This window comes from Escherichia sp. E4930, from assembly GCF_005845405.1.
GTDB lineage: Bacteria > Pseudomonadota > Gammaproteobacteria > Enterobacterales > Enterobacteriaceae > Escherichia.
On record NZ_VCDZ01000021.1, the window covers coordinates 88,726 to 110,708 of the forward strand.

At 49.5% G+C, this 21,983-nt stretch carries 18 protein-coding genes; 8 read left to right on the plus strand and 10 right to left on the minus strand.

Annotated features, from left to right (window positions below; genetic code table 11):
* Nucleotides 1–2: 2 nt before the first annotated feature.
* The 7 genes from ppiD to bolA form a co-directional block, all read right to left on the minus strand.
* Entirely contained in the window at nucleotides 3–1,874 is a 1,872-nt protein-coding gene (gene ppiD, locus FFT88_RS20325; RefSeq protein WP_135403881.1) for a peptidylprolyl isomerase, read from the minus strand.
* 191 nt (nucleotides 1,875–2,065) lie between these two features.
* Nucleotides 2,066–2,356, minus strand: a complete 291-nt coding sequence (hupB, locus tag FFT88_RS20330; RefSeq protein WP_254892905.1) for a nucleoid-associated protein HU-beta — start codon at nucleotides 2,354–2,356, stop codon at nucleotides 2,066–2,068.
* Between the two features lie 190 nt (nucleotides 2,357–2,546).
* Entirely contained in the window at nucleotides 2,547–4,901 is a 2,355-nt protein-coding gene (lon, locus tag FFT88_RS20335) for an endopeptidase La (protein ID WP_130215455.1), read from the minus strand.
* Between the two features lie 187 nt (nucleotides 4,902–5,088).
* Nucleotides 5,089–6,363: an ATP-dependent protease ATP-binding subunit ClpX gene (clpX, locus tag FFT88_RS20340; RefSeq protein ID WP_000130305.1), complete on the minus strand. Its 1,275-nt coding sequence runs from the start codon at nucleotides 6,361–6,363 to the stop codon at nucleotides 5,089–5,091.
* Between the two features lie 125 nt (nucleotides 6,364–6,488).
* Entirely contained in the window at nucleotides 6,489–7,112 is a 624-nt protein-coding gene (gene clpP / locus FFT88_RS20345; RefSeq protein WP_000122253.1) for an ATP-dependent Clp endopeptidase proteolytic subunit ClpP, read from the minus strand.
* A gap of 245 nt (nucleotides 7,113–7,357) precedes the next feature.
* Nucleotides 7,358–8,656: a trigger factor gene (gene tig / locus FFT88_RS20350; RefSeq protein ID WP_001198386.1), complete on the minus strand. Its 1,299-nt coding sequence runs from the start codon at nucleotides 8,654–8,656 to the stop codon at nucleotides 7,358–7,360.
* 343 nt (nucleotides 8,657–8,999) lie between these two features.
* The gene (gene bolA / locus FFT88_RS20355) at nucleotides 9,000–9,317 is read right to left on the minus strand and encodes a transcriptional regulator BolA (RefSeq protein WP_130215453.1); all 318 of its coding nucleotides are present in this window, start codon (nucleotides 9,315–9,317) and stop codon (nucleotides 9,000–9,002) included.
* Nucleotides 9,318–9,632: 315 nt separating this feature from the next.
* On the opposite strand from bolA, the gene FFT88_RS20360 reads away from it, so the two are divergent.
* The 7 genes from FFT88_RS20360 to cyoE all read left to right on the plus strand — a co-directional run bounded on the left by FFT88_RS20360 (nucleotide 9,633) and on the right by cyoE (nucleotide 16,974).
* The gene (locus FFT88_RS20360) at nucleotides 9,633–10,199 is read left to right on the plus strand and encodes a lipoprotein (RefSeq protein ID WP_240726487.1); all 567 of its coding nucleotides are present in this window, start codon (nucleotides 9,633–9,635) and stop codon (nucleotides 10,197–10,199) included.
* 43 nt (nucleotides 10,200–10,242) lie between these two features.
* Nucleotides 10,243–11,718: a muropeptide MFS transporter AmpG gene (ampG, locus tag FFT88_RS20365; protein ID WP_135403883.1), complete on the plus strand. Its 1,476-nt coding sequence runs from the start codon at nucleotides 10,243–10,245 to the stop codon at nucleotides 11,716–11,718.
* Nucleotides 11,719–12,178: 460 nt separating this feature from the next.
* Nucleotides 12,179–13,126, plus strand: coding sequence for a cytochrome o ubiquinol oxidase subunit II (gene cyoA / locus FFT88_RS20370; protein ID WP_001239440.1), 948 nt, complete (start codon nucleotides 12,179–12,181; stop codon nucleotides 13,124–13,126).
* A gap of 21 nt (nucleotides 13,127–13,147) precedes the next feature.
* Entirely contained in the window at nucleotides 13,148–15,139 is a 1,992-nt protein-coding gene (gene cyoB / locus FFT88_RS20375) for a cytochrome o ubiquinol oxidase subunit I (RefSeq protein ID WP_130215449.1), read from the plus strand.
* Complete coding sequence (locus tag FFT88_RS20380) at nucleotides 15,129–15,743, plus strand: cytochrome o ubiquinol oxidase subunit III (RefSeq protein WP_000179819.1); 615 nt, start codon at nucleotides 15,129–15,131, stop codon at nucleotides 15,741–15,743. The genes cyoB and FFT88_RS20380 overlap by 11 nt, the downstream gene beginning before the upstream one ends.
* On the plus strand, nucleotides 15,743–16,072 hold the full coding sequence (locus FFT88_RS20385; RefSeq protein WP_130215447.1) for a cytochrome o ubiquinol oxidase subunit IV: 330 nt from the start codon (nucleotides 15,743–15,745) through the stop codon (nucleotides 16,070–16,072). The genes FFT88_RS20380 and FFT88_RS20385 overlap by 1 nt, the downstream gene beginning before the upstream one ends.
* 11 nt (nucleotides 16,073–16,083) lie before the next feature.
* Nucleotides 16,084–16,974: a heme o synthase gene (gene cyoE / locus FFT88_RS20390; RefSeq protein ID WP_130223227.1), complete on the plus strand. Its 891-nt coding sequence runs from the start codon at nucleotides 16,084–16,086 to the stop codon at nucleotides 16,972–16,974.
* Nucleotides 16,975–16,999: 25 nt separating this feature from the next.
* On the opposite strand, the gene FFT88_RS20395 is transcribed toward cyoE, so the two are convergent.
* Both FFT88_RS20395 and FFT88_RS20400 read right to left on the minus strand, forming a co-directional pair.
* Nucleotides 17,000–17,938, minus strand: coding sequence for a tetratricopeptide repeat protein (locus tag FFT88_RS20395; RefSeq protein ID WP_135403884.1), 939 nt, complete (start codon nucleotides 17,936–17,938; stop codon nucleotides 17,000–17,002).
* Nucleotides 17,939–17,948: 10 nt separating this feature from the next.
* Entirely contained in the window at nucleotides 17,949–19,448 is a 1,500-nt protein-coding gene (locus FFT88_RS20400) for an SEL1-like repeat protein (protein WP_135403885.1), read from the minus strand.
* Nucleotides 19,449–19,841: 393 nt separating this feature from the next.
* Here FFT88_RS20400 and FFT88_RS20405 point away from each other — a divergent pair, with 393 nt between their 5' ends.
* A complete protein-coding gene (locus tag FFT88_RS20405) occupies nucleotides 19,842–21,206 on the plus strand; it encodes an MFS transporter (protein ID WP_135403886.1) in 1,365 nt (454 codons plus the stop codon).
* A gap of 122 nt (nucleotides 21,207–21,328) precedes the next feature.
* On the opposite strand, the gene yajQ is transcribed toward FFT88_RS20405, so the two are convergent.
* On the minus strand, nucleotides 21,329–21,820 hold the full coding sequence (yajQ, locus tag FFT88_RS20410) for a nucleotide binding protein YajQ (protein ID WP_001138904.1): 492 nt from the start codon (nucleotides 21,818–21,820) through the stop codon (nucleotides 21,329–21,331).
* Nucleotides 21,821–21,983 lie beyond the last annotated feature (163 nt).

A 21,983-nucleotide genomic window follows, 5' to 3' on the forward strand; every position in this document is an offset into this window, starting at 1 on the left:
GATTATTGCTGTTCCAGCGCATCGCCAATTTTGATTTTCGCCTCTTTGCGCAGGTTACTCATCAGAGCTTCAAAGACGATTTGTGCGTTGTTTTGGGTAATGCCCTGCACCATCGCTTTTTTCTGCTCTTCCGGCATTGAACCTTGTTTCACTTCGTCCAGCGCCAGCAGAACGACATTGCCCTGCATATCGGTCGCCATACCGTAGCTCGGTTTGTCTTTCGCTGGCAGAGGCAGTGCAAATGCCGCCAGGCTAATCGGGTCACGACCAGAACGGCTTAAGGTTTTCGGCTCACCAAATTTCACACCGGCAGCCTGCATAGCTTCCGCACCTTTGCCCGCTTTCAGATCAACCAGCAGTTTTTCAGCATCGATTTTCGCTTGCTGTTCAGCTTTGTTGTGCTGAACCATTGCTTTAACCTGTTCCTGAACATCTGCCAGCGGTTTAACCGCTTCCGGTTTATGCTCACTGATACGCAGAACGAATGCACGATCGCCGTCTACGGTGATGATGTCAGAGTTGATGCCCGGTGCGCCGTTTTCACCAACCAGACCGCCGTTAAAGATAGCGTCCGCAACCGGTTTGAAGTTTAACTCTTCCGGCAGCTTATCTTTGCTGAACCAGCCAGTCTGAGTAGCTTTAACGCCCGCTGCCTGCTCTGCACCTGCCAGAGATTCAGTGTCGTTGCTTGCTGCATCGCTTATTTTCTGTTGCAGCGCGTAGTATGCATCCAGCGCTTTTTCGTGTTTCACTTTCGCTGCGATTTCGTCACGCACTTCGTCTAACGACTTCACTTTTGCTGGCTGAATGTCATCCAGACGAACGATCAAGAAACCTACCGAGGATTTGATCACGCCAGAAAGCTGACCTTTTTCTTTCAGACCGGCATTTTTCAGCTCGTCCGGAGTGGTGGCGTCTTCTAACCAACCCATATCACCGCCGTTACGGGCAGAGATAATATCAGCAGATTTTTCTTTTGCTAACGCGGCAAAATCACCGCCTTTGTTCAGCGCATCAAGTACGGCTTTCGCTTCATCTTCAGTTTTGGTCTGGATGATGCTGTAGCGCGTGCGCTGCGGCTGGGTGAATTGATCCTGATGCTGATCGTAGTAGCTCTGGATATCCGCATCGCTAACCGATTGCTGCATCGTGGCAGCATCCAGCTTGATGTAGCTCACGCGGAACTGTTCCGGAGTCATGAAATTGTTTTTGTTTTGCTCGTAGTAGCTGGCGATTTCTGCTTCGGTCACAGCTTGCTTAGCCGCCAGCGCATTAACGTCGATAGTCGCTTCACGCACTACACGTTGTTGAGCGACCAGCGCGGCCAGTTCGTCAGTTTCACCTTTCAGCATAAAGTCGGTGCCGGCAACGCCATTAATCAGCTGTTGGGTGGTGAGCTGGTTACGCAGCGCCTGCGCGTACTGATCGGCACTCATTCCCATTCGGTTGAGGATATCGTTGTAGCGGCTGTTATCGAACTTGCCGTCCACCTGGAAAGCCGGGGTCGCGAAAATCGCCTGCTTGACCTGCTCATCGCTGATACCCAGTTTCAGTTCGCGAGCGTACTGATCCAGTAGAGCCTCGTCGATAAGACGATTCAGCACCTGTTGACGCAGGGTTTTCATATAGCCTTCGTTCGCCGCCAACTCGGAGTATTGATCGCCCAGCTGTTGCTGCATGCGATTACGCTCGCTGTTGAAGGCGTTCTCGAACTGCCCACGGCTGATTTCCTGGTCATTCACTTTTGCGGCGTAGTTATTGCCTCCGCCAATCAGGTAACCACTCACGCCGGTCAATATGAACGACACGATAATGATACCGAAAATAATCTTGAGCACGAGACTGTTTGCAGCCGTGCGTAAGCTGTCCATCATGGTGTAACAACACTCCGCTGTAGATGACTGTATACCTCACGCAACTTATCGCTGCGCGCAAAGGCCTATTGTGACAAGAAACGGGGGCAATTGTCAGCCCACAATGCGCAGAAAGTCACGGAATACAAATAAAAAAGGCACATCAGTAGATGCGCCCTTGAACTTCGTCACATCCCCAATGGGGACAACACTTAGTTTACCGCGTCTTTCAGTGCTTTACCTGCACGGAAGCTCGGTACTTTAGCTGCAGCGATGGTGATCTCTTTACCGGTCTGCGGGTTGCGACCAGTACGGGCAGCACGCTCTTTAACGGCAAAAGTACCAAAACCTACCAGTGCTACATCATCCCCTTCTTTCAGGGATTCAGTTACGGAAGCAATAATAGCATCTAACGCACGGCCAGCCGCAGCTTTAGAGATATCAGCCCCTGCAGCAATCTTGTCAATCAATTGAGATTTATTCACTCTTCTCTTCCTCTTTATAATTTATCTCGCACTTGAATCCTTCAAGGTGCGAACGCGCAGCAGTTATATCAGGCCAGCCATCCCCTTACAACACCCCTTAATAAGGGCAAGCCTAATCCGCCCTCTAACTTAACGAGACAAAAAAAGGCTGGCAAGTCCGAATTTACCTGCCAGCCCTTTTTTTATTAGTGCATTTTGCGCGAGGTCACTATTTTGCGGTTACAACCTGCATGCCAGACGGCTCATTTTGCAACGCGAGAGTCAGAACTTCCTCAATACGTTTCACCGGATGAATGTCCAGATCGGCAATAACATTGTCTGGAATCTCTTCCAGATCGCGTTTATTTTCGTGCGGAATTAACACAGTTTTAATTCCACCACGATGCGCCGCCAGCAGTTTTTCTTTCAAACCGCCGATTGGTAACACTTGGCCACGCAAGGTTATCTCGCCCGTCATCGCCACATCGGCGCGAACCGGGTTACCGGTCAGGCAAGAAACCAGCGCAGTGCACATGGCAATACCAGCGCTCGGACCATCTTTCGGCGTCGCACCTTCCGGTACGTGCACGTGGATGTCGCGTTTTTCGTAAAAATCTGGATTGATCCCCAGTTTTTCCGCACGCGCACGAACCACCGTTAACGCTGCCTGAATGGACTCTTGCATCACTTCGCCCAGCGAACCGGTATAAGTGAGTTTACCTTTGCCTGGTACACACGCAGTTTCGATGGTCAGTAAGTCGCCGCCGACTTCTGTCCACGCCAGACCCGTTACCTGACCGACGCGGTTTTCGTTATCCGCGCGACCATAGTCGAAACGTTGTACGCCGAGGTAGTCATGCAGGTTATCGCCGTTAATTTCGATATGTTTTAATGACTTATCGAGAAGTAACTGCTTAACCGCTTTACGGCACAGTTTGGAGATTTCACGCTCCAGACCACGCACGCCTGCCTCACGGGTGTAGTAACGAATAATGCCGATAATGGCGCTATCGTCGACGGTCAGCTCACCTTTTTTCAGCGCATTACGTTCAATCTGCTTCGGCAGCAGGTGACGTTTGGCGATATTCAGTTTTTCATCTTCGGTGTAACCGGAGAGACGAATCACTTCCATACGATCCAGCAGCGGTGCCGGAATGTTCATGGAGTTCGACGTCGCTACAAACATCACGTCACTCAGGTCGTAATCCACTTCCAGGTAATGGTCGCTGAACGCCACGTTCTGCTCTGGATCCAACACTTCAAGCAGTGCAGAAGCCGGATCGCCACGCATGTCAGAAGACATTTTGTCGATCTCATCGAGCAGGAACAGCGGGTTTTTCACGCCCACTTTCGCCATTTTCTGGATCAATTTACCCGGCATAGAACCGATGTAAGTACGGCGGTGACCACGGATTTCCGCTTCATCACGCACGCCGCCCAGTGCCATACGGACATATTTACGTCCTGTGGCTTTGGCTATGGACTGACCCAGGGACGTTTTACCTACCCCCGGCGGCCCTACCAGGCAGAGGATCGGCCCCTTGATTTTGTTTACACGGCTTTGAACCGCGAGGTACTCAAGGATACGATCTTTCACGCGCTCCAGACCATAATGATCGGTATCGAGGATTTCTTGCGCCTGACGCAGGTCTTTTTTGACCTTGCTACGCGCATTCCACGGCACCTGTACCATCCAGTCGATATAACCACGCACCACGGTTGCTTCTGCCGACATCGGAGACATCATTTTCAGCTTCTGCAGTTCTGCTTCCGCTTTTTCTTTTGCCTCTTTCGGCATTTTCGCCGCGTCGATTTTGCGCTTCAGGGCTTCGTTTTCATCCGGCGCGTCGTCCATTTCGCCGAGTTCTTTCTGAATGGCTTTCATCTGCTCGTTCAGATAGTACTCACGCTGGGATTTCTCCATCTGCTTTTTCACGCGGTTACGAATACGTTTCTCAACCTGCAGCAGATCGATTTCCGATTCCATCATCGCCATCAGATATTCCAGACGCTCGTTAACGTCGGACATCTCAAGAACAGACTGTTTATCAGCCAGTTTCAGCGGCATATGCGCGGCAATGGTATCTGCCAGACGCGCCGGGTCGTCGATGCTGTTAAGCGACGTCAGCACTTCTGGTGGGATTTTCTTATTCAGCTTGATGTAGCCTTCGAACTGGCTGATTGCAGTACGCACCAGCACTTCCTGTTCCCGCTCCTCAATGGTCGGCGATTCCAGATACTCCGCCTTCGCAGAAAAGTGTTCGCCATTGTCAGAGAGCGCAGAAATACGCGCGCGCTGTAACCCCTCGACCAGCACTTTGACGGTGCCGTCAGGCAGCTTCAGCATCTGCAATATAGAGGCCACGGTCCCGACGGTGAAAAGATCGTTTACACCCGGCTCATCCGTTGAAGCTTCTTTCTGCGCGACCAGCATAATTTTTTTATCATGGTCCATCGCCGCTTCCAGACAACGGATAGATTTTTCCCGCCCGACAAATAAGGGGATGACCATGTGCGGATAAACCACCACATCGCGCAGCGGCAATACGGGGATTTCAATGCGTTCAGAACGCTCAGGATTCATAGAGCTCTCTCTTAGTTTAATTTCCGCCAGGTAATCAGATGACACGACTGTGCTTCACGCCATCTATTAACATGTACGTCAGTATATGGGGATGTTTCCCCCACATTCAACGTCGAGAATAGAGGAAAAATGAAAGGGGAGATAAAATCCCCCCTTTTTGGTTAACTGACTGTATGCGAATGGTTAATTATTCACCAGATGCCTGTTGCGCTTCCGGCTTACCATAAATCAGCAGCGGTTTGCTCTGGCCATCAATTACCGATTCGTCGATAACCACTTTTTCGACATCTTCCATGGACGGCAGATCGTACATGGTATCGAGCAGTGCGGCTTCTACGATGGAGCGCAGACCACGTGCACCGGTTTTACGCGCCATCGCTTTCTTAGCGATAGCATCCAGCGCCTCGTCACGGAACTCCAGATCAACACCCTCAAGATTAAACAACGCCTGATATTGCTTGGTCAGGGCATTTTTCGGCTCTTTAAGGATCTGAATCAGGGCTTCTTCGCTCAGTTCATTCAGCGTTGCTACAACTGGCAGACGACCGATAAACTCAGGGATCAGACCAAATTTGATCAGATCTTCCGGTTCTACCTGCGCCAGCAGTTCGCCTTCACTTGCTTTGTCGGACTTCGCTTTTACCGTCGCGCCAAAACCAATGCCGGAGCCGGTTTCTACACGATGGGAAATCACTTTATCCAGACCAGCAAACGCACCACCACAGATAAACAGTATCTTAGAGGTGTCTACCTGCAAGAACTCCTGCTGCGGATGCTTACGCCCGCCCTGCGGTGGAACAGCTGCAACTGTACCTTCAATCAGTTTCAACAGTGCCTGCTGTACGCCTTCACCGGAAACGTCACGGGTAATAGACGGGTTGTCAGACTTACGTGAAATCTTGTCAATTTCATCGATGTAGACAATACCGCGCTGCGCTTTCTGTACGTCGTAGTCGCACTTCTGCAACAGCTTCTGAATGATGTTTTCAACGTCTTCGCCCACATAACCGGCTTCGGTCAGTGTAGTCGCATCGGCCATAGTGAACGGAACATCCAGCAGGCGTGCCAGCGTTTCAGCCAGCAGCGTTTTACCGGAACCGGTCGGACCGATCAGCAGAATGTTACTTTTGCCCAACTCGACGCCATTGCTGGTATCGCCATTGCGCAGACGTTTGTAGTGGTTGTATACCGCGACCGCCAGCACTTTTTTCGCCTGTTCCTGACCGATTACGTAATCGTCCAGATGGTTGCGAATTTCATGCGGCGTCGGTAGCGCACTGCGTTCACGATGCGGTGCAACTTCTTTAATCTCTTCGCGAATGATGTCGTTACATAAATCAACACATTCGTCGCAGATATACACGGATGGTCCGGCAATCAGCTTGCGCACTTCATGCTGGCTTTTGCCGCAAAAAGAGCAGTACAACAGTTTGCCTGAGCCATCTTTGCGTTTATCTGTCATGGGTCAAAACCTCTTCTTTGTTCTTTGTGCCGCACACGACGACGCAAATGCCATTCTCAGGCGCAAGTCGCTTATAGCGTTGTGCCGCCCTGGATAAGTATAGCGGCACAGTTGCGCCTCTGGCATCAATTACGATGGGTCAGAATCGAATCGACCAGACCGTATTCCACCGCTTCAGGGGCGGAAAGGAAGCGATCGCGCTCGGTATCTCGTTCAATCTGTTCTAATGATTGACCCGTATGGAGCGCCATAAGTTCATTCATGCGCCCTTTAACTTTCAGAATCTCACGGGCATGAATTTCGATATCGGTCGCCTGGCCCTGATAGCCGCCCAGCGGCTGGTGAATCATCACACGCGAGTTCGGCAGGCAGAAACGTTTACCTTTTGCCCCTGCGGTCAGCAGGAAGGCGCCCATCGAGGCCGCCTGGCCCATACAGATGGTGCTGACATCAGGCTTGATAAACTGCATGGTGTCATAGATAGACATCCCGGCAGTGATCACTCCGCCTGGGGAGTTAATGTACAGATAGATATCTTTTTCTGGGTTTTCCGCTTCCAGGAACAGCATCTGCGCCACAATCAGGTTAGCCATGTGGTCTTCAACCTGGCCAGTCAGAAAAATGACGCGTTCCTTAAGTAGACGAGAATAGATATCAAAAGAGCGCTCACCGCGTGAGGTCTGTTCAATGACCATCGGCACCAGCGCCATATGGGGTGCAAAGTTATCTCGTTCGCCGCTGTATGACATTTCCGTCTCCTGGATAAAATTGAAAAAACCTGCTGTACCGATTGTAACCTTATGGACGGATTATCAGCTAGTCCCTGTGTTATGGGTACGGCATCACCATATTTCAAGCATAACAATCTTTTGTTGTTACGCTAACACCGAAAGAGCGTTTTCGCACGGTTCCATGCAAAATTCATGACAAAAAAAAGCCCACCACCTGGCGGTGACGGGCCTTTGTGCGAATTTAGCGCGTTATGCTGCGTAAATTACGCCTGCTGGTTCATCAGCTCGTTGAAAGTGGTTTCTTTTTCAGTCACTTTCGCTTTCGCCAGTACAGCTTCTACAGCCTGTTCTTCCAGAGCAACATTGCGCATGTTGTCCATCAGTTCTTTGTTTTTGCTATAGAACTCGATAACTTCTTTCGGATCTTCGTACGCAGAAGCCATCTCTTCGATCAAGCCTTTCACGCGCTCTTCGTCAGCTTTCAGCTCGTTGGTGCGGATAACTTCGCCCAGCAGCAGGCCAACAACTACGCGGCGTTTAGCTTGTTCTTCGAACAGTTCACGCGGCAGTTCCAGCGCTTGTTTCTCGTTGCCACCGAAACGCTGTGCAGCCTGACGACGCAGAACGTCGATTTCGCTGTCGATCAGCGCAGCCGGTACGTCGATGTCGTTAGCTTTTACCAGACCTTCGATCGCCTGAGACTTAACGCGGTTACGGATGGCGCTCTTCAGCTCGCGCTCCATGTTTTTACGCACTTCAGCGCGCAGACCTTCTACGGAACCATCTTCAACGCCGAAACGTTTGATGAATTCTGCAGTCAGTTCCGGCAGTTCACGCTCTTCAACTTTCTTCAGGTTGATAGCGAATTTCGCTGCTTTACCCTTCAGGTTTTCTGCGTGGTATTCTTCCGGGAAGGTCACGTCGATGGTGAACTCTTCGCCAGCTTTGTGGCCTTTGATACCGTCTTCAAAGCCCGGGATCATGCGACCCTGACCCATCGCCAGTACGAAATCAGACGCTTTACCGCCTTCGAACTCTTCGCCGTCAACTGAACCGGTGAAGTCGATGGTTACGCGGTCTTCTGCTTCAACAGCGCCGTCTTTTTCTTTCCAGGTAGCCTGCTGTTTACGCAGAGTATCCAGCATGCCGTCAACGTCAGCGTCGGTCACTTCCACGATCGGTTTTTCAACTTCGATCGCTTCCAGACCCTGCAGTTCAACTTCCGGATAAACTTCAAACTCTACAGAGTAGGTGAAGTCTTCACCCAGCTTGTATTCGCCCGGAACATAGGTCGGTGCGCCAGCCGGATTGATTTTTTCTTTAATGATGGCGTCAATGAAGTTACGGCTCATCAGGTCGCCCAGAACGTCCTGGCGTACAGACGCGCCATAACGCTGAGCAACGATATTCATTGGCACTTTGCCTTTACGGAAGCCGTCAATACGTACTTTTTTCGCAACGTTGACCAGCTCGCTTTTAACAGCGGTTTCGATGCTGTCAGCAGCGATAGTAATCGTTACACGGCGGCCAAGGCCTTGAGTGGTTTCAACTGAAACTTGCATCTTGTTACCTCAAAAAATCACAGTGCTCGGTCAACTCTTACCCCGCAAGCACAGGTTGTTGGCTTCGCGGTACCGGGATGTTCTTATAATCAATCACATTCCCTGTTACCAGAATCATCCCGAAAGCATTCAAATAGGACGCGGCATTATAGCGGCATCACTTTTATGAGTCGAGAACGGTTATTGCGCGCTACCGCGTATTTTTTCACAATTCCCGGGGAATTTTCGTCTGAATGCTGGGCAAAAAGCACAAAATCCAGACAAAACAAAACGGCCCGCAGGCCGTTTTTCATAAAATCTTTAGCAAAATACTGGAAAAGCGCTGGCGGTTGCAAATGCGTTTTTACGCGATGCTTCCTGCTCCACGACAGGGAGGAGAGGCAAAAATGGTATCCTGCAACCCTTCCCATTCCTTAATAGTGTAAGTATGCAGAGCCAGCGCATGAACGGTAGTAGAGAGTTCCTCCGCTAAAGTACTGTAAATCATTCGATGACGATTCAGAAAACGTTCACCCGTAAAACGATCGCTGACCAGCACAACTTTAAAATGGCTTTCAGAGCCGGCTGGGACATTGTGACGATAGCTTTCATCCACAACTTCGAGGAATACGGGTTGGAACGACGCCCTTAATTTTTCTTCTATCCGCTCACGTATCATCATGAAATATCTCCTCCGACAACGCTGAGATGTCACCCATCCCTTTAAATACTAGCCGCTTTTACCGTTACCATTACAGCTTAGCAACAAATATTTAGCTTTCGTCCCAGTTTTTCAGTCAACCGTATGAAGTTTACTGATTTAAAGATTAATTCACAGGCTGCGCACGAGTGATTCTTTTACTCACGGTGATTATTTCGTCAACACGATGAATTTACATGCCTTACCCACTTCCCCTCGTCGTTGGCAATGTTATGATGGCGAGAATTTTTACCAAACACGCTTACCAGTCTCTGAGAGCCAGAACATGTTCAAAAAATCCTCTTCCCATTAGTTGCTCTGTTTATGCTTGCAGGATGCGCAACACCACCAACGACGATTGACGTTTCCCCAACGATGACGCTGCCGCAGCAGGATCCAAGCCTGATGGGCGTCACCGTTAGCATTAATGGTGCCGATCAACGTACCGATCAGGCGCTGGCGAAAGTGACCCGCGATAATCAGATTGTCACCCTGACCGCCTCTCGCGATTTGCGTTTCCTGCTGCAAGAAGTGCTGGAAAAACAAATGACCGCGCGTGGTTACATGGTCGGCCCAAATGGTCCGGTTAATCTGCAAATCATCGTTAGCCAACTGTATGCTGACGTGTCCCAGGGTAACGTGCGTTACAACATCGCCACTAAAGCAGATATCGCCATCATCGCCACCGCGCAGAATGGCAACAAGATGACCAAAAACTATCGTGCCAGCTACAACGTTGAAGGCGCTTTTCAGGCTTCCAACAAAAATATCGCCGATGCGGTTAACAGTGTGCTGACCGACACCATTGCTGACATGTCTCAGGACACCAGCATTCACGAATTCATCAAGCAGAACGCGCGTTAATTTCTGCCCTCTGGCCCGGTGCAAACCGGGCCTGTAGACGCCCATGTCCAGTCAATATTTACGTATTTTCCAACAGCCGCGTTCAGCCATTTTGCTGATCCTGGGTTTTGCATCCGGGCTACCGCTAGCCCTGACATCCGGCACGTTACAGGCGTGGATGACCGTTGAGAATATCGATCTTAAAACCATCGGTTTCTTCTCTCTGGTAGGCCAGGCTTATGTATTTAAATTTCTCTGGTCCCCGCTGATGGACCGCTACACCCCACCGTTCCTCGGACGTCGGCGCGGTTGGCTGCTCGCTACACAAACTCTATTGTTACTGTCCATTGCGGCGATGGGTTTTCTCGAACCTGGCACCCAATTACGCTGGATGGCAGCTCTGGCGGTGGTGATCGCTTTTTGCTCCGCCTCCCAGGATATCGTCTTTGATGCCTGGAAAACGGATGTGCTTCCAGCGGAAGAACGCGGCGCAGGTGCGGCAATCAGCGTGCTGGGGTATCGCCTGGGGATGCTGGTATCCGGCGGCCTGGCTTTATGGCTGGCGGATAAATGGCTGGGCTGGCAAGGCATGTACTGGTTGATGGCGGCGCTGCTGATCCCCTGTATTATCGCGACACTGCTTGCACCAGAACCAACCGACACCATTCCTGTACCCAAAACGCTGGAACGGGCCGTTGTAGCACCATTGCGTGATTTCTTTGGCCGCAATAACGCATGGCTGATTCTGCTTTTAATCGTACTGTACAAACTGGGCGATGCTTTCGCCATGAGCCTGACAACCACGTTTTTGATTCGCGGTGTCGGATTTGATGCCGGCGAAGTGGGTGTAGTTAACAAAACGCTCGGTCTACTGGCGACCATCGTCGGCGCATTGTTCGGCGGAATTTTAATGCAGCGCCTGTCATTGTTCCGTGCGCTCATGATTTTCGGCCTTTTACAAGGTGCGTCCAACGCCGGTTACTGGCTACTTTCCGTGACTGATAAGCATCTCTACAGCATGGGCGCGGCTGTCTTTTTCGAAAATCTGTGTGGCGGGATGGGAACATCAGCATTTGTGGCGCTATTAATGACCCTGTGTAATAAGTCATTTTCCGCTACCCAGTTCGCCCTGCTCTCGGCGCTTTCTGCTGTAGGACGGGTTTATGTAGGACCAGTAGCAGGTTGGTTTGTTGAAGCTCACGGCTGGCCGACGTTCTATCTGTTCTCTGTTGCTGCCGCCGTACCTGGACTTATTTTGCTGCTGGTTTGCCGCCGCACGCTGGAGTACACATGGGTCAATAACGACTTTATCCCTCGTACCGGGTATCCGGCAGGTTATGCCTTTGCCATGTCGACGCTGGCAACGGGCGTCAGTCTGTTAGCCGTGTGGTTACTGCTATTGACGATGGACGCGCTGGATTTGACCCACTTCTCTTTCCTGCCTGCTCTGCTGGAAGTCGGCGTTTTAATCGCCCTGGGCGGAGTCGTGCTTGGTGGTTTGCTGGATTATCTGGCACTACGAAAAACACATCTGACGTAATCTGTGAATATTATTTAGCTGTAGTAATCACCCGGCGTAATTATTACGGCTAAATAAACATCAGCATCGCTTAATAATATTTGTTCTTTTGTGCGGCTTAGATTTCTAAAATTATTGACGCCATTTATAGATTCTATTTTTCTTACACGATTCAGCTAATGACACTTTATTTCCCCTCACCTGAATTGTCACTTCAATGATAATTATTTGTTAAATAATTGTTTTATTTTGAGATTGGTTATACCAATTGCCCTGCTACCCCCCTTCCGCGCGCCCCTTTCGTTATAACGCCCTTTTGCAACAGCTTCTTAAAACCAACTTGATATGTTTTGCAACATATGTGACCTGACAGCCAAATCCAAGTAACAGGAATTTAATCATGTTTACAGTAATGTAACCTTCCCGTAAAATGCCCACACACTTTAAACGCCACCAGATCCCGTGGAATTGAGGTCGTTAAATGAGACTCAGGAAATACAATAAAAGTTTGGGATGGTTGTCATTATTTGCAGGCACTGTATTGCTCAGTGGTTGTAATTCTGCGCTGTTAGATCCCAAAGGACAGATTGGTCTGGAGCAACGTTCACTGATACTGACGGCATTTGGCCTGATGTTGATTGTCGTTATTCCCGCAATCTTGATGGCTGTTGGTTTCGCCTGGAAGTACCGTGCGAGCAATAAAGATGCTAAGTACAGCCCGAACTGGTCACACTCCAATAAAGTGGAAGCTGTGGTCTGGACGGTACCTATCTTAATCATCATCTTCCTTGCGGTACTGACCTGGAAAACCACTCACGCACTTGAGCCTAGCAAGCCGCTGGCACACGACGAGAAGCCCATTACCATCGAAGTGGTTTCCATGGACTGGAAATGGTTCTTCATCTACCCGGAACAGGGAATTGCTACCGTGAATGAAATCGCTTTCCCGGCGAACACTCCGGTGTACTTCAAAGTGACCTCCAACTCCGTGATGAACTCCTTCTTCATTCCGCGTCTGGGTAGCCAGATTTATGCCATGGCCGGTATGCAGACTCGCCTGCATCTGATCGCCAACGAACCCGGTACTTATGACGGTATCTCCGCCAGCTACAGCGGTCCGGGCTTCTCAGGCATGAAGTTCAAAGCTATCGCAACGCCGGATCGCGCCGAATTCGACCAGTGGGTCGCAAAAGCGAAACAGTCGCCGAACAGCATGTCTGACATGGCAGCGTTCGAAAAACTGGCCGCGCCTAGCGAATACAACCAGGTGGAATATTTCTCCAACGTGAAACCAGACTTGTTTGCCGATGTGATTAATAAGTTTATGGCTCACGGTAAGAGCATGGACATGACCCAGCCAGAAGGTGAGCACAGCGCACACGAAGGTATGGAAGGCATGGACATGAGCCACGCGGAATCCGCCCATTAAAGGGGTTGAGGAAGAATAAAGATGTTCGGAAAATTATCACTTGATGCAGTCCCGTACCATGAACCTATCGTCATGGTTACGATCGCTGGCATTATTTTGGGAGGTCTGGCTCTCGTTGGCCTGATCACTTACTTCGGTAAGTGGACCTACCTGTGGAAAGAGTGGCTGACCTCCGTCGACCATAAACGCCTCGGTATCATGTATATCATCGTGGCGATTGTGATGTTGCTGCGTGGTTTTGCTGACGCCATTATGATGCGTAGCCAGCAGGCCCTTGCCTCGGCGGGTGAAGCGGGCTTCCTGCCACCTCACCACTACGATCAGATCTTCACCGCGCACGGCGTGATTATGATCTTCTTCGTGGCGATGCCTTTCGTTATCGGTCTGATGAACCTGGTGGTTCCGCTGCAGATCGGCGCGCGTGACGTTGCGTTCCCGTTCCTCAACAACTTAAGCTTCTGGTTTACCGTTGTTGGTGTGATTCTGGTTAACGTTTCTCTCGGCGTGGGCGAATTTGCGCAGACCGGCTGGCTGGCCTATCCACCGTTATCGGGAATAGAGTACAGTCCAGGAGTCGGTGTCGATTACTGGATATGGAGTCTCCAGCTATCCGGTATAGGTACGACGCTAACCGGTATCAACTTCTTCGTTACCATTCTGAAGATGCGTGCACCGGGCATGACCATGTTTAAGATGCCAGTATTTACCTGGGCATCACTGTGCGCAAACATTCTGATTATTGCTTCCTTCCCAATTCTGACGGTTACCGTCGCGTTGTTGACCCTGGATCGCTATCTGGGCACCCATTTCTTTACCAACGATATGGGTGGCAACATGATGATGTACATCAACCTGATTTGGGCTTGGGGCCACCCGGAAGTTTACATCCTGATCCTGCCTGTTTTCGGTGTGTTCTCCGAAATTGCGGCAACCTTCTCGCGTAAACGCCTGTTTGGTTATACCTCGCTGGTATGGGCAACCGTCTGTATCACCGTGCTGTCGTTCATCGTCTGGCTGCACCACTTCTTTACGATGGGTGCGGGCGCGAACGTAAACGCCTTCTTTGGTATCACCACCATGATTATCGCCATCCCGACCGGGGTGAAGATCTTCAACTGGCTGTTCACCATGTATCAGGGCCGCATCGTGTTCCATTCTGCGATGCTGTGGACCATCGGCTTTATCGTCACCTTCTCGGTGGGTGGTATGACTGGTGTGCTGCTGGCAGTACCGGGCGCGGACTTCGTTCTGCATAACAGCCTGTTCCTGATTGCGCACTTCCATAACGTTATCATCGGCGGCGTGGTCTTCGGCTGCTTCGCAGGGATGACCTACTGGTGGCCTAAAGCGTTCGGTTTCAAACTGAACGAAACCTGGGGTAAACGCGCGTTCTGGTTCTGGATCATCGGCTTCTTCGTTGCCTTTATGCCACTGTACGCGCTGGGCTTCATGGGTATGACTCGTCGCTTGAGCCAGCAGATTGACCCGCAGTTCCACACCATGCTGATGATTGCAGCCAGCGGTGCGGTACTGATTGCGCTGGGTATCCTCTGCCTCGTTATTCAGATGTACGTTTCTATTCGCGACCGCGACCAGAACCGTGACCTGACTGGCGACCCGTGGGGTGGCCGTACGCTGGAGTGGGCAACCTCTTCCCCGCCTCCGTTCTATAACTTTGCCATTGTGCCGCACGTTCACGAACGTGATGCATTCTGGGAAATGAAAGAGAAAGGCGAAGCGTACAAAAAGCCTGACCACTATGAAGAAATTCATATGCCGAAAAACAGCGGCGCCGGTATCGTCATTGCGGCTTTCTCCACCATCTTCGGTTTCGCCATGATCTGGCATATCTGGTGGCTGGCGATTGTTGGCTTCGCAGGCATGATCATCACCTGGATCGTGAAAAGCTTCGACGAGGACGTGGATTACTACGTGCCGGTGGCAGAAATCGAAAAACTGGAAAACCAGCATTTCGATGAGATTACTAAGGCAGGGCTGAAAAATGGCAACTGATACTTTGACGCACGCGACTGCCCACGCGCACGAACACGGGCACCACGATGCAGGCGGAACCAAAATCTTCGGATTTTGGATCTACCTGATGAGCGACTGCATTCTGTTCTCTATCTTGTTTGCTACCTATGCCGTTCTGGTGAACGGCACCGCAGGCGGCCCGACAGGTAAGGACATTTTCGAACTGCCGTTCGTTCTGGTTGAAACTTTCTTGCTGTTGTTCAGCTCCATCACCTACGGCATGGCGGCTATCGCCATGTACAAAAACAACAAAAGCCAGGTTATCTCCTGGCTGGCGTTGACCTGGTTGTTTGGTGCCGGATTTATCGGGATGGAAATCTATGAATTCCATCACCTGATTGTTAACGGCATGGGCCCGGATCGCAGCGGCTTCCTGTCAGCGTTCTTTGCGCTGGTCGGCACGCACGGTCTGCACGTCACTTCCGGTCTTATCTGGATGGCGGTGCTGATGGTGCAAATCGCCCGTCGCGGCCTGACCAGCACTAACCGTACCCGCATCATGTGCCTGAGCTTGTTCTGGCACTTCCTGGATGTGGTTTGGATCTGTGTGTTCACTGTTGTTTATCTGATGGGGGCGATGTAATGAGTCATTCTAACGAACATAGCGGCGCATCCCATGGCAGCGTAAAAACCTACATGACAGGCTTTATCCTGTCGGTAATCCTGACGGTGATCCCGTTCTGGATGGTAATGACAGGTTCTGCCTCTCCGGCCGTAATTCTGGGAACAATCCTGGCAATGGCAGTGGTACAGGTTCTGGTGCATCTGGTGTGCTTCCTGCACATGAATACCAAATCAGATGAAGGCTGGAACATGACGGCGTTTGTCTTCACCGTGCTAATCATCGCTATCCTGGTTGTAGGCTCCATCTGGATTATGTGGAACCTCAACTACAACATGATGATGCACTAAGAGCGGCGGTTATGATGTTTAAGCAATACCTGCAAGTAACGAAACCAGGCATCATCTTTGGCAACCTGATCTCGGTGATTGGGGGATTCCTGTTAGCCTCAAAAGGCAGCATTGATTATCCCCTGTTTATCTACACGCTGGTTGGGGTGTCACTGGTTGTGGCGTCGGGTTGTGTGTTTAACAACTACATCGACAGGGATATCGACAGAAAGATGGAAAGGACGAAGAATCGGGTGCTGGTTAAAGGCCTGATCTCTCCTGCTGTCTCGCTGGTGTACGCCACCTTGCTGGGTATTGCTGGCTTTATGCTGCTGTGGTTTGGCGCGAATCCGCTGGCCTGCTGGCTGGGGGTGATGGGCTTTGTGGTTTATGTCGGCGTTTATAGCCTGTACATGAAACGCCACTCGGTCTACGGCACATTGATTGGTTCGCTCTCCGGTGCAGCGCCGCCGGTGATCGGCTACTGTGCGGTAACGGGCGAGTTCGATAGCGGCGCAGCGATTCTGCTGGCTATCTTCAGCCTGTGGCAGATGCCTCACTCCTATGCCATCGCCATTTTCCGCTTTAAGGATTATCAGGCGGCAAACATTCCGGTACTGCCAGTGGTAAAAGGCATTTCGGTGGCGAAGAATCACATCACGCTGTATATCATCGCCTTTGCCGTTGCCACGCTGATGCTCTCTCTTGGCGGTTACGCTGGGTATAAATATCTGGTGGTCGCCGCGGCGGTGAGCGTCTGGTGGTTAGGTATGGCCCTGCGCGGTTATAAAGTTGCTGATGACAGAATCTGGGCGCGCAAGCTGTTCGGCTTCTCTATCATCGCCATCACTGCCCTCTCGGTAATGATGTCCATTGATTTTATGGTGCCGGACTCGCATACGCTGCTGGCGTCTGTGTGGTAAATCTTATCGTCATCAAAAAACCCGCTTACTCTGGCGGGTTTTTTATTGCCCCCACTTTTAGCAGATCCACTTCTTTACCCTTTATCGTTGCCGTTGCGGCAATAATGCGAGTCTTCACCTGTGAACACATTTTCGACTCAAAATCGGATCTATAAAGAAGGAGCAATGAATTGCTGCTAAACGAACCGATTATGTAATCAGTAAAGTTAATATTCAGCCGGTTTAAGCCGAAAGGCTCGAAACCAACCGTTTGGATAATTTCTTTACCAGACGGACTCTTAATGTTGTACGTAACACGAAGATTGGCCACTTCGCCTAATTTATTGGTTTCTGCAAAGAGGCTATCCATACAGGAAAAGCTCTCATCTAAAAAATTATCCCGCATTCCAGAATGGGTAATTGTGATGGCTGGCAACATATCATCGACCGTTTTTCTGTCAATCATGTCTTTTCGACAGGCGGCAAGAAAGTTCTGCGGGCCACCATAAATGTGGACACCCTTATCAAGATATTCCTTCGCTTTCTTACAATCTACCTCGACATACTGACCATTGGCGTACATCATGCCCAACCTGGACCAGGCTAAATTCACACCGCGTTGCGTAGCCTGATTAAATAACGCATACGCTTTGGCATAATCCACCCGTATAAGTGTACCGGAATAGTAAATATCTCCCAGTGCCAGCAAAGCATCTCCATGATCTTGCCTGGCGGCTAACTCGAACCATTTAATCGCTTCCTGCACGTTGGGTTTCGTATCATAGCGGGGCTGATAATATTCCCAGCCTAACAGGCTCTGCGCGTCGACATCCCCCGATTCAGCCATTTTATGCAGTGTACTTATAACATCGGGCGCAGGTTTACCATCGTATATGCTGTCATACAATTCATGCGCTTTCTCACTTGCCACCACGCCTGGTGAAACTATCAGCATTAAAGAAAATAATATTCTTTTAGGCAACATAAAATATCCCTTATTTATCTTGCACCTGAATATGCGCTTCTTTTAATAAATCACGTTGTTTTCCATTCAGTATCGCCGTCGCAGATTTAATAGAATAAGTCAAATCATGAAAATCGCATAAATTACGATTATACATTGGGATGTCTATATAGCTTTTTCTTATATGACTGAAATTATTATACATATCCACACCGAGCGTATTCAAACTAAAAGGAGGGACAGAAAGGGTATATTCTTTACTCATTCTCTCACTCCCCTTTAGCTCAAGCGTCAACTGCAAATTAGTTATACCACTAATTTTATCTGCATTAATTTCAATACTGACATCGCATATTTTTGGTTTTTCATTTGCGTTAAAACCATAGGTCCCGTAATGTTTTAACGTGAGATAAGGTAAAATATCACCCTGTGTTTCTCGGGTTTTCTGATCTTGATTACAACGGATTAAATATTCATCCTTATTGAATTTCATTGAATATTTCCCCGCACCTTTTTCGTAATAATCCCATGCCTTATTACAATCAAGCGCTTCACCTAATCCGTTGTAATACATCCAACTTAACCACAATGCGGCTTTTTTTGCCCCTTTCTGTTCAGCCTTGTCAAAAAGCACGCTCGCTTTAGAATAATCAACCTCACCGGTCAACCCAGAATAGTAAATATTCCCCAGGGCCACTAATGCTTTTTCGTCATTCTTATTTGCAGCTAATTCGTACCATTTTTTGGCTTCGACAGCATCAATTTTTAAACCAGCACTGCCATTTTCGTAGGCATCGCCCATGGTATACTGCGCCATCGGATAACCTTTTTCTGCCGCAGAGCGAAACCATTGCAGTGCTTTCTTTATGGTGTCTAAAGAACGTCTATCATCAGAAGGTGAAAAATCATCGAGATAAAGATTTCCGACAATATAATCCATTTTGGGGTCGCCTTCCTGCGCCCATAGAGTCGCCAGACGCAGAATTTCCGGTTTACTGAAACCAATTCGCCCCCAAAAAAGCAAATCATTCTCGGGTGCCTGACCGACATAACGACTGACAAATTCAATTAAACTCGCCCGTTTCGTTTTGTCTGTCTCGGCCCCGGATTTCAATTCATAGGCCTGATTAATTATTTTATTCATCAAATCAGGCGGAATATTAAGATCGTCAGTTTTCGACTTACTGGCATACATCTGTGCTCGTGTCACATCCAGGGTTATGCCTTTACCATATTGAAAGAAATAACGTGCATTATAACAACCGTATTCGCCCCCCTGGTTACAGGCTTTCTCATACCACTGAATCGCCTTTGGGATGTCAACAGATACTGTCACTCCGTGTTCATAAACAAATCCCAGTAGCACTAGCGCCTGCGTGTTATTGGTATCAGCTAATTTTTGCAGTTCTTTTAACGCCGTCTGATCTTTATTGACAATACGTTCATACAGTTGATCAATATCTGTTGAAGCATGACAAAAAGAAGCCAGAGATAAACCCAATGATAATAAAATAACTTTACCAGACCACATACATTCCTCCTTGATATATTCAACCACCAAACATCCACCTCATGAATAAATACGCTGCCATAACGGCCCAGGTAATAAGTAAACATTTAAGCTGAAACAGCATAACCAGTGCCTCCAACGCGTCTATTTATTGCGATAAAATAACACCATCCTTTGATAAAAAATTACACGCCCATCAATAAACCCGAAAATAATGTCATTAGTTGCAGGATAAAATCATTTGAGCTTTTCATTTGTTATATTTAACGCATGATGTATTAATGGCAAGAATATGAGAGAAGCTCATACCTGACGTAAAAATCACTCTCTTATGTAATATTTACTCATTAACACTCTGTTTACCTAACATGCGCTCCGCACTACACTATGTGGGCAATTTTTTAAGAGGTGGTAATGAACGATTATAAAATGACGCCAGGTGAGCGGCGCGCGACCTGGGGTTTAGGGACCGTATTTTCATTGCGCATGCTGGGCATGTTTATGGTACTGCCGGTTCTGACTACGTACGGTATGGCACTGCAAGGCGCCAGCGAAGCATTAATCGGTATTGCCATTGGTATTTATGGTCTGACCCAGGCCGTTTTTCAGATTCCGTTTGGCCTGCTTTCCGACCGTATTGGTCGCAAACCATTAATTGTCGGCGGACTGGCGGTGTTTGCTGCCGGTAGCGTTATTGCTGCACTCTCTGACTCCATCTGGGGAATTATTCTGGGCCGGGCGCTACAAGGCTCCGGCGCCATAGCCGCAGCCGTTATGGCGTTGCTTTCCGATCTCACTCGCGAACAAAACCGCACCAAAGCGATGGCGTTTATCGGCGTGAGCTTCGGCATTACCTTCGCCATTGCGATGGTGCTTGGCCCGATCATTACTCACAAACTTGGGCTGCACGCGCTGTTCTGGATGATCGCTATTCTGGCAACGATCGGCATTGCGTTGACCATTTGGGTTGTACCCAACAGCAGCACGCACGTACTTAATCGTGAGTCCGGGATGGTGAAAGGCAGTTTCAGTAAAGTGCTGGCGGAACCACGGCTGCTGAAACTCAACTTCGGCATTATGTGTCTGCACATGCTGCTGATGTCGACGTTTGTTGCCCTGCCAGGGCAACTGGCTGATGCGGGTTTCCCGGCGGCTGAACACTGGAAGGTCTATCTGGCAACGATGTTAATCGCCTTTGGCTCTGTCGTACCTTTCATTATCTACGCTGAAGTTAAGCGTAAAATGAAACAAGTCTTTGTCTTCTGCGTCGGGCTGATCGTGGTTGCGGAAATCGTGTTGTGGAACGCACAAACGCAGTTCTGGCAACTGGTGGTCGGCGTGCAGCTTTTCTTTGTGGCGTTTAATTTGATGGAAGCCCTTCTGCCTTCGCTTATCAGTAAAGAGTCTCCAGCTGGTTACAAAGGTACGGCGATGGGCGTTTACTCCACCAGCCAGTTTATTGGCGTGGCGATTGGTGGTTCGCTGGGCGGCTGGATTGACGGCATGTTTGACGGTCAGGGCGTATTTCTCGCTGGCGCAATGCTGGCAGCATTGTGGCTGGCAGTCGCCAGTACCATGAAAGAGCCACCGTATGTCAGCAGCTTGCGCATTGAAATCCCGGCGGACATTGCCGCAAACGAGGCGTTAAAAGTGCGTTTGCTGGAAACTGAAGGCGTCAAAGAAGTGTTGATTGCAGAAGAAGAACATTCAGCTTACGTGAAAATCGATAGCAAAGTGACGAATCGCTTTGAGGTTGAACAGGCAATTCGTCAGGCATAAAAAACGAGGCGAATTGCCTGCTGCGCTTACCAGGCCTACAAAGTTCCTGAGTTACAAGCCTTTGTAGGCCGAATTAGGCGTTCATGCCGCATTCGGCATGAACAAAACGCACATTGTCGCGATTAATCGCGGAAGTTTTTGAACTGGAACGGCTGACCGAGATCGCCACCGCGCACCATCGCCATGACAGCCTGCAAATCATCACGAGATTTGCCAGTCACGCGGATCTCATCGCCCTGAATTTGCGCCTGCACTTTCAGTTTGCTGTCTTTGATCATCTTGACGATTTTCTTCTGGGTCGCGCTCTCAATGCCCTGTTTCAGTTTCGCTTCCACAAACCAGGTTTTACCGCTATGAACGATATTTTCCGGTACATCCAGTGAACTGCCTTCAATGCCGCGCTTCAGCAGCTTGGCACGCAGAATATCCAGCAACTGATTGACCTGGAAATCGGACTCGCTCAACACTTTAATGGTTTTGCTGGCGTCGTTCAGCTCAAATGAGGCTTCAACGTTACGGAAGTCAAAACGGGACTCCACTTCGCGGCTCGCGTTATCGACCGCGTTACGTGCTTCCTGAAGATCAACTTCAGAGACAATATCGAAAGATGGCATCTTTTCCTCTCCCTTCATTTTTGATGCGAAGCATAATACCTGCAAAGTTAAATAACCAACAGTCCTGCACCAGGACGTATCCCTTAATTGTGCATAGTCGCAACAGCATGCACAATTAAGGGATAGCCTTATTGAACACCCGGAGTGGTTGCGGGTGAGGAGG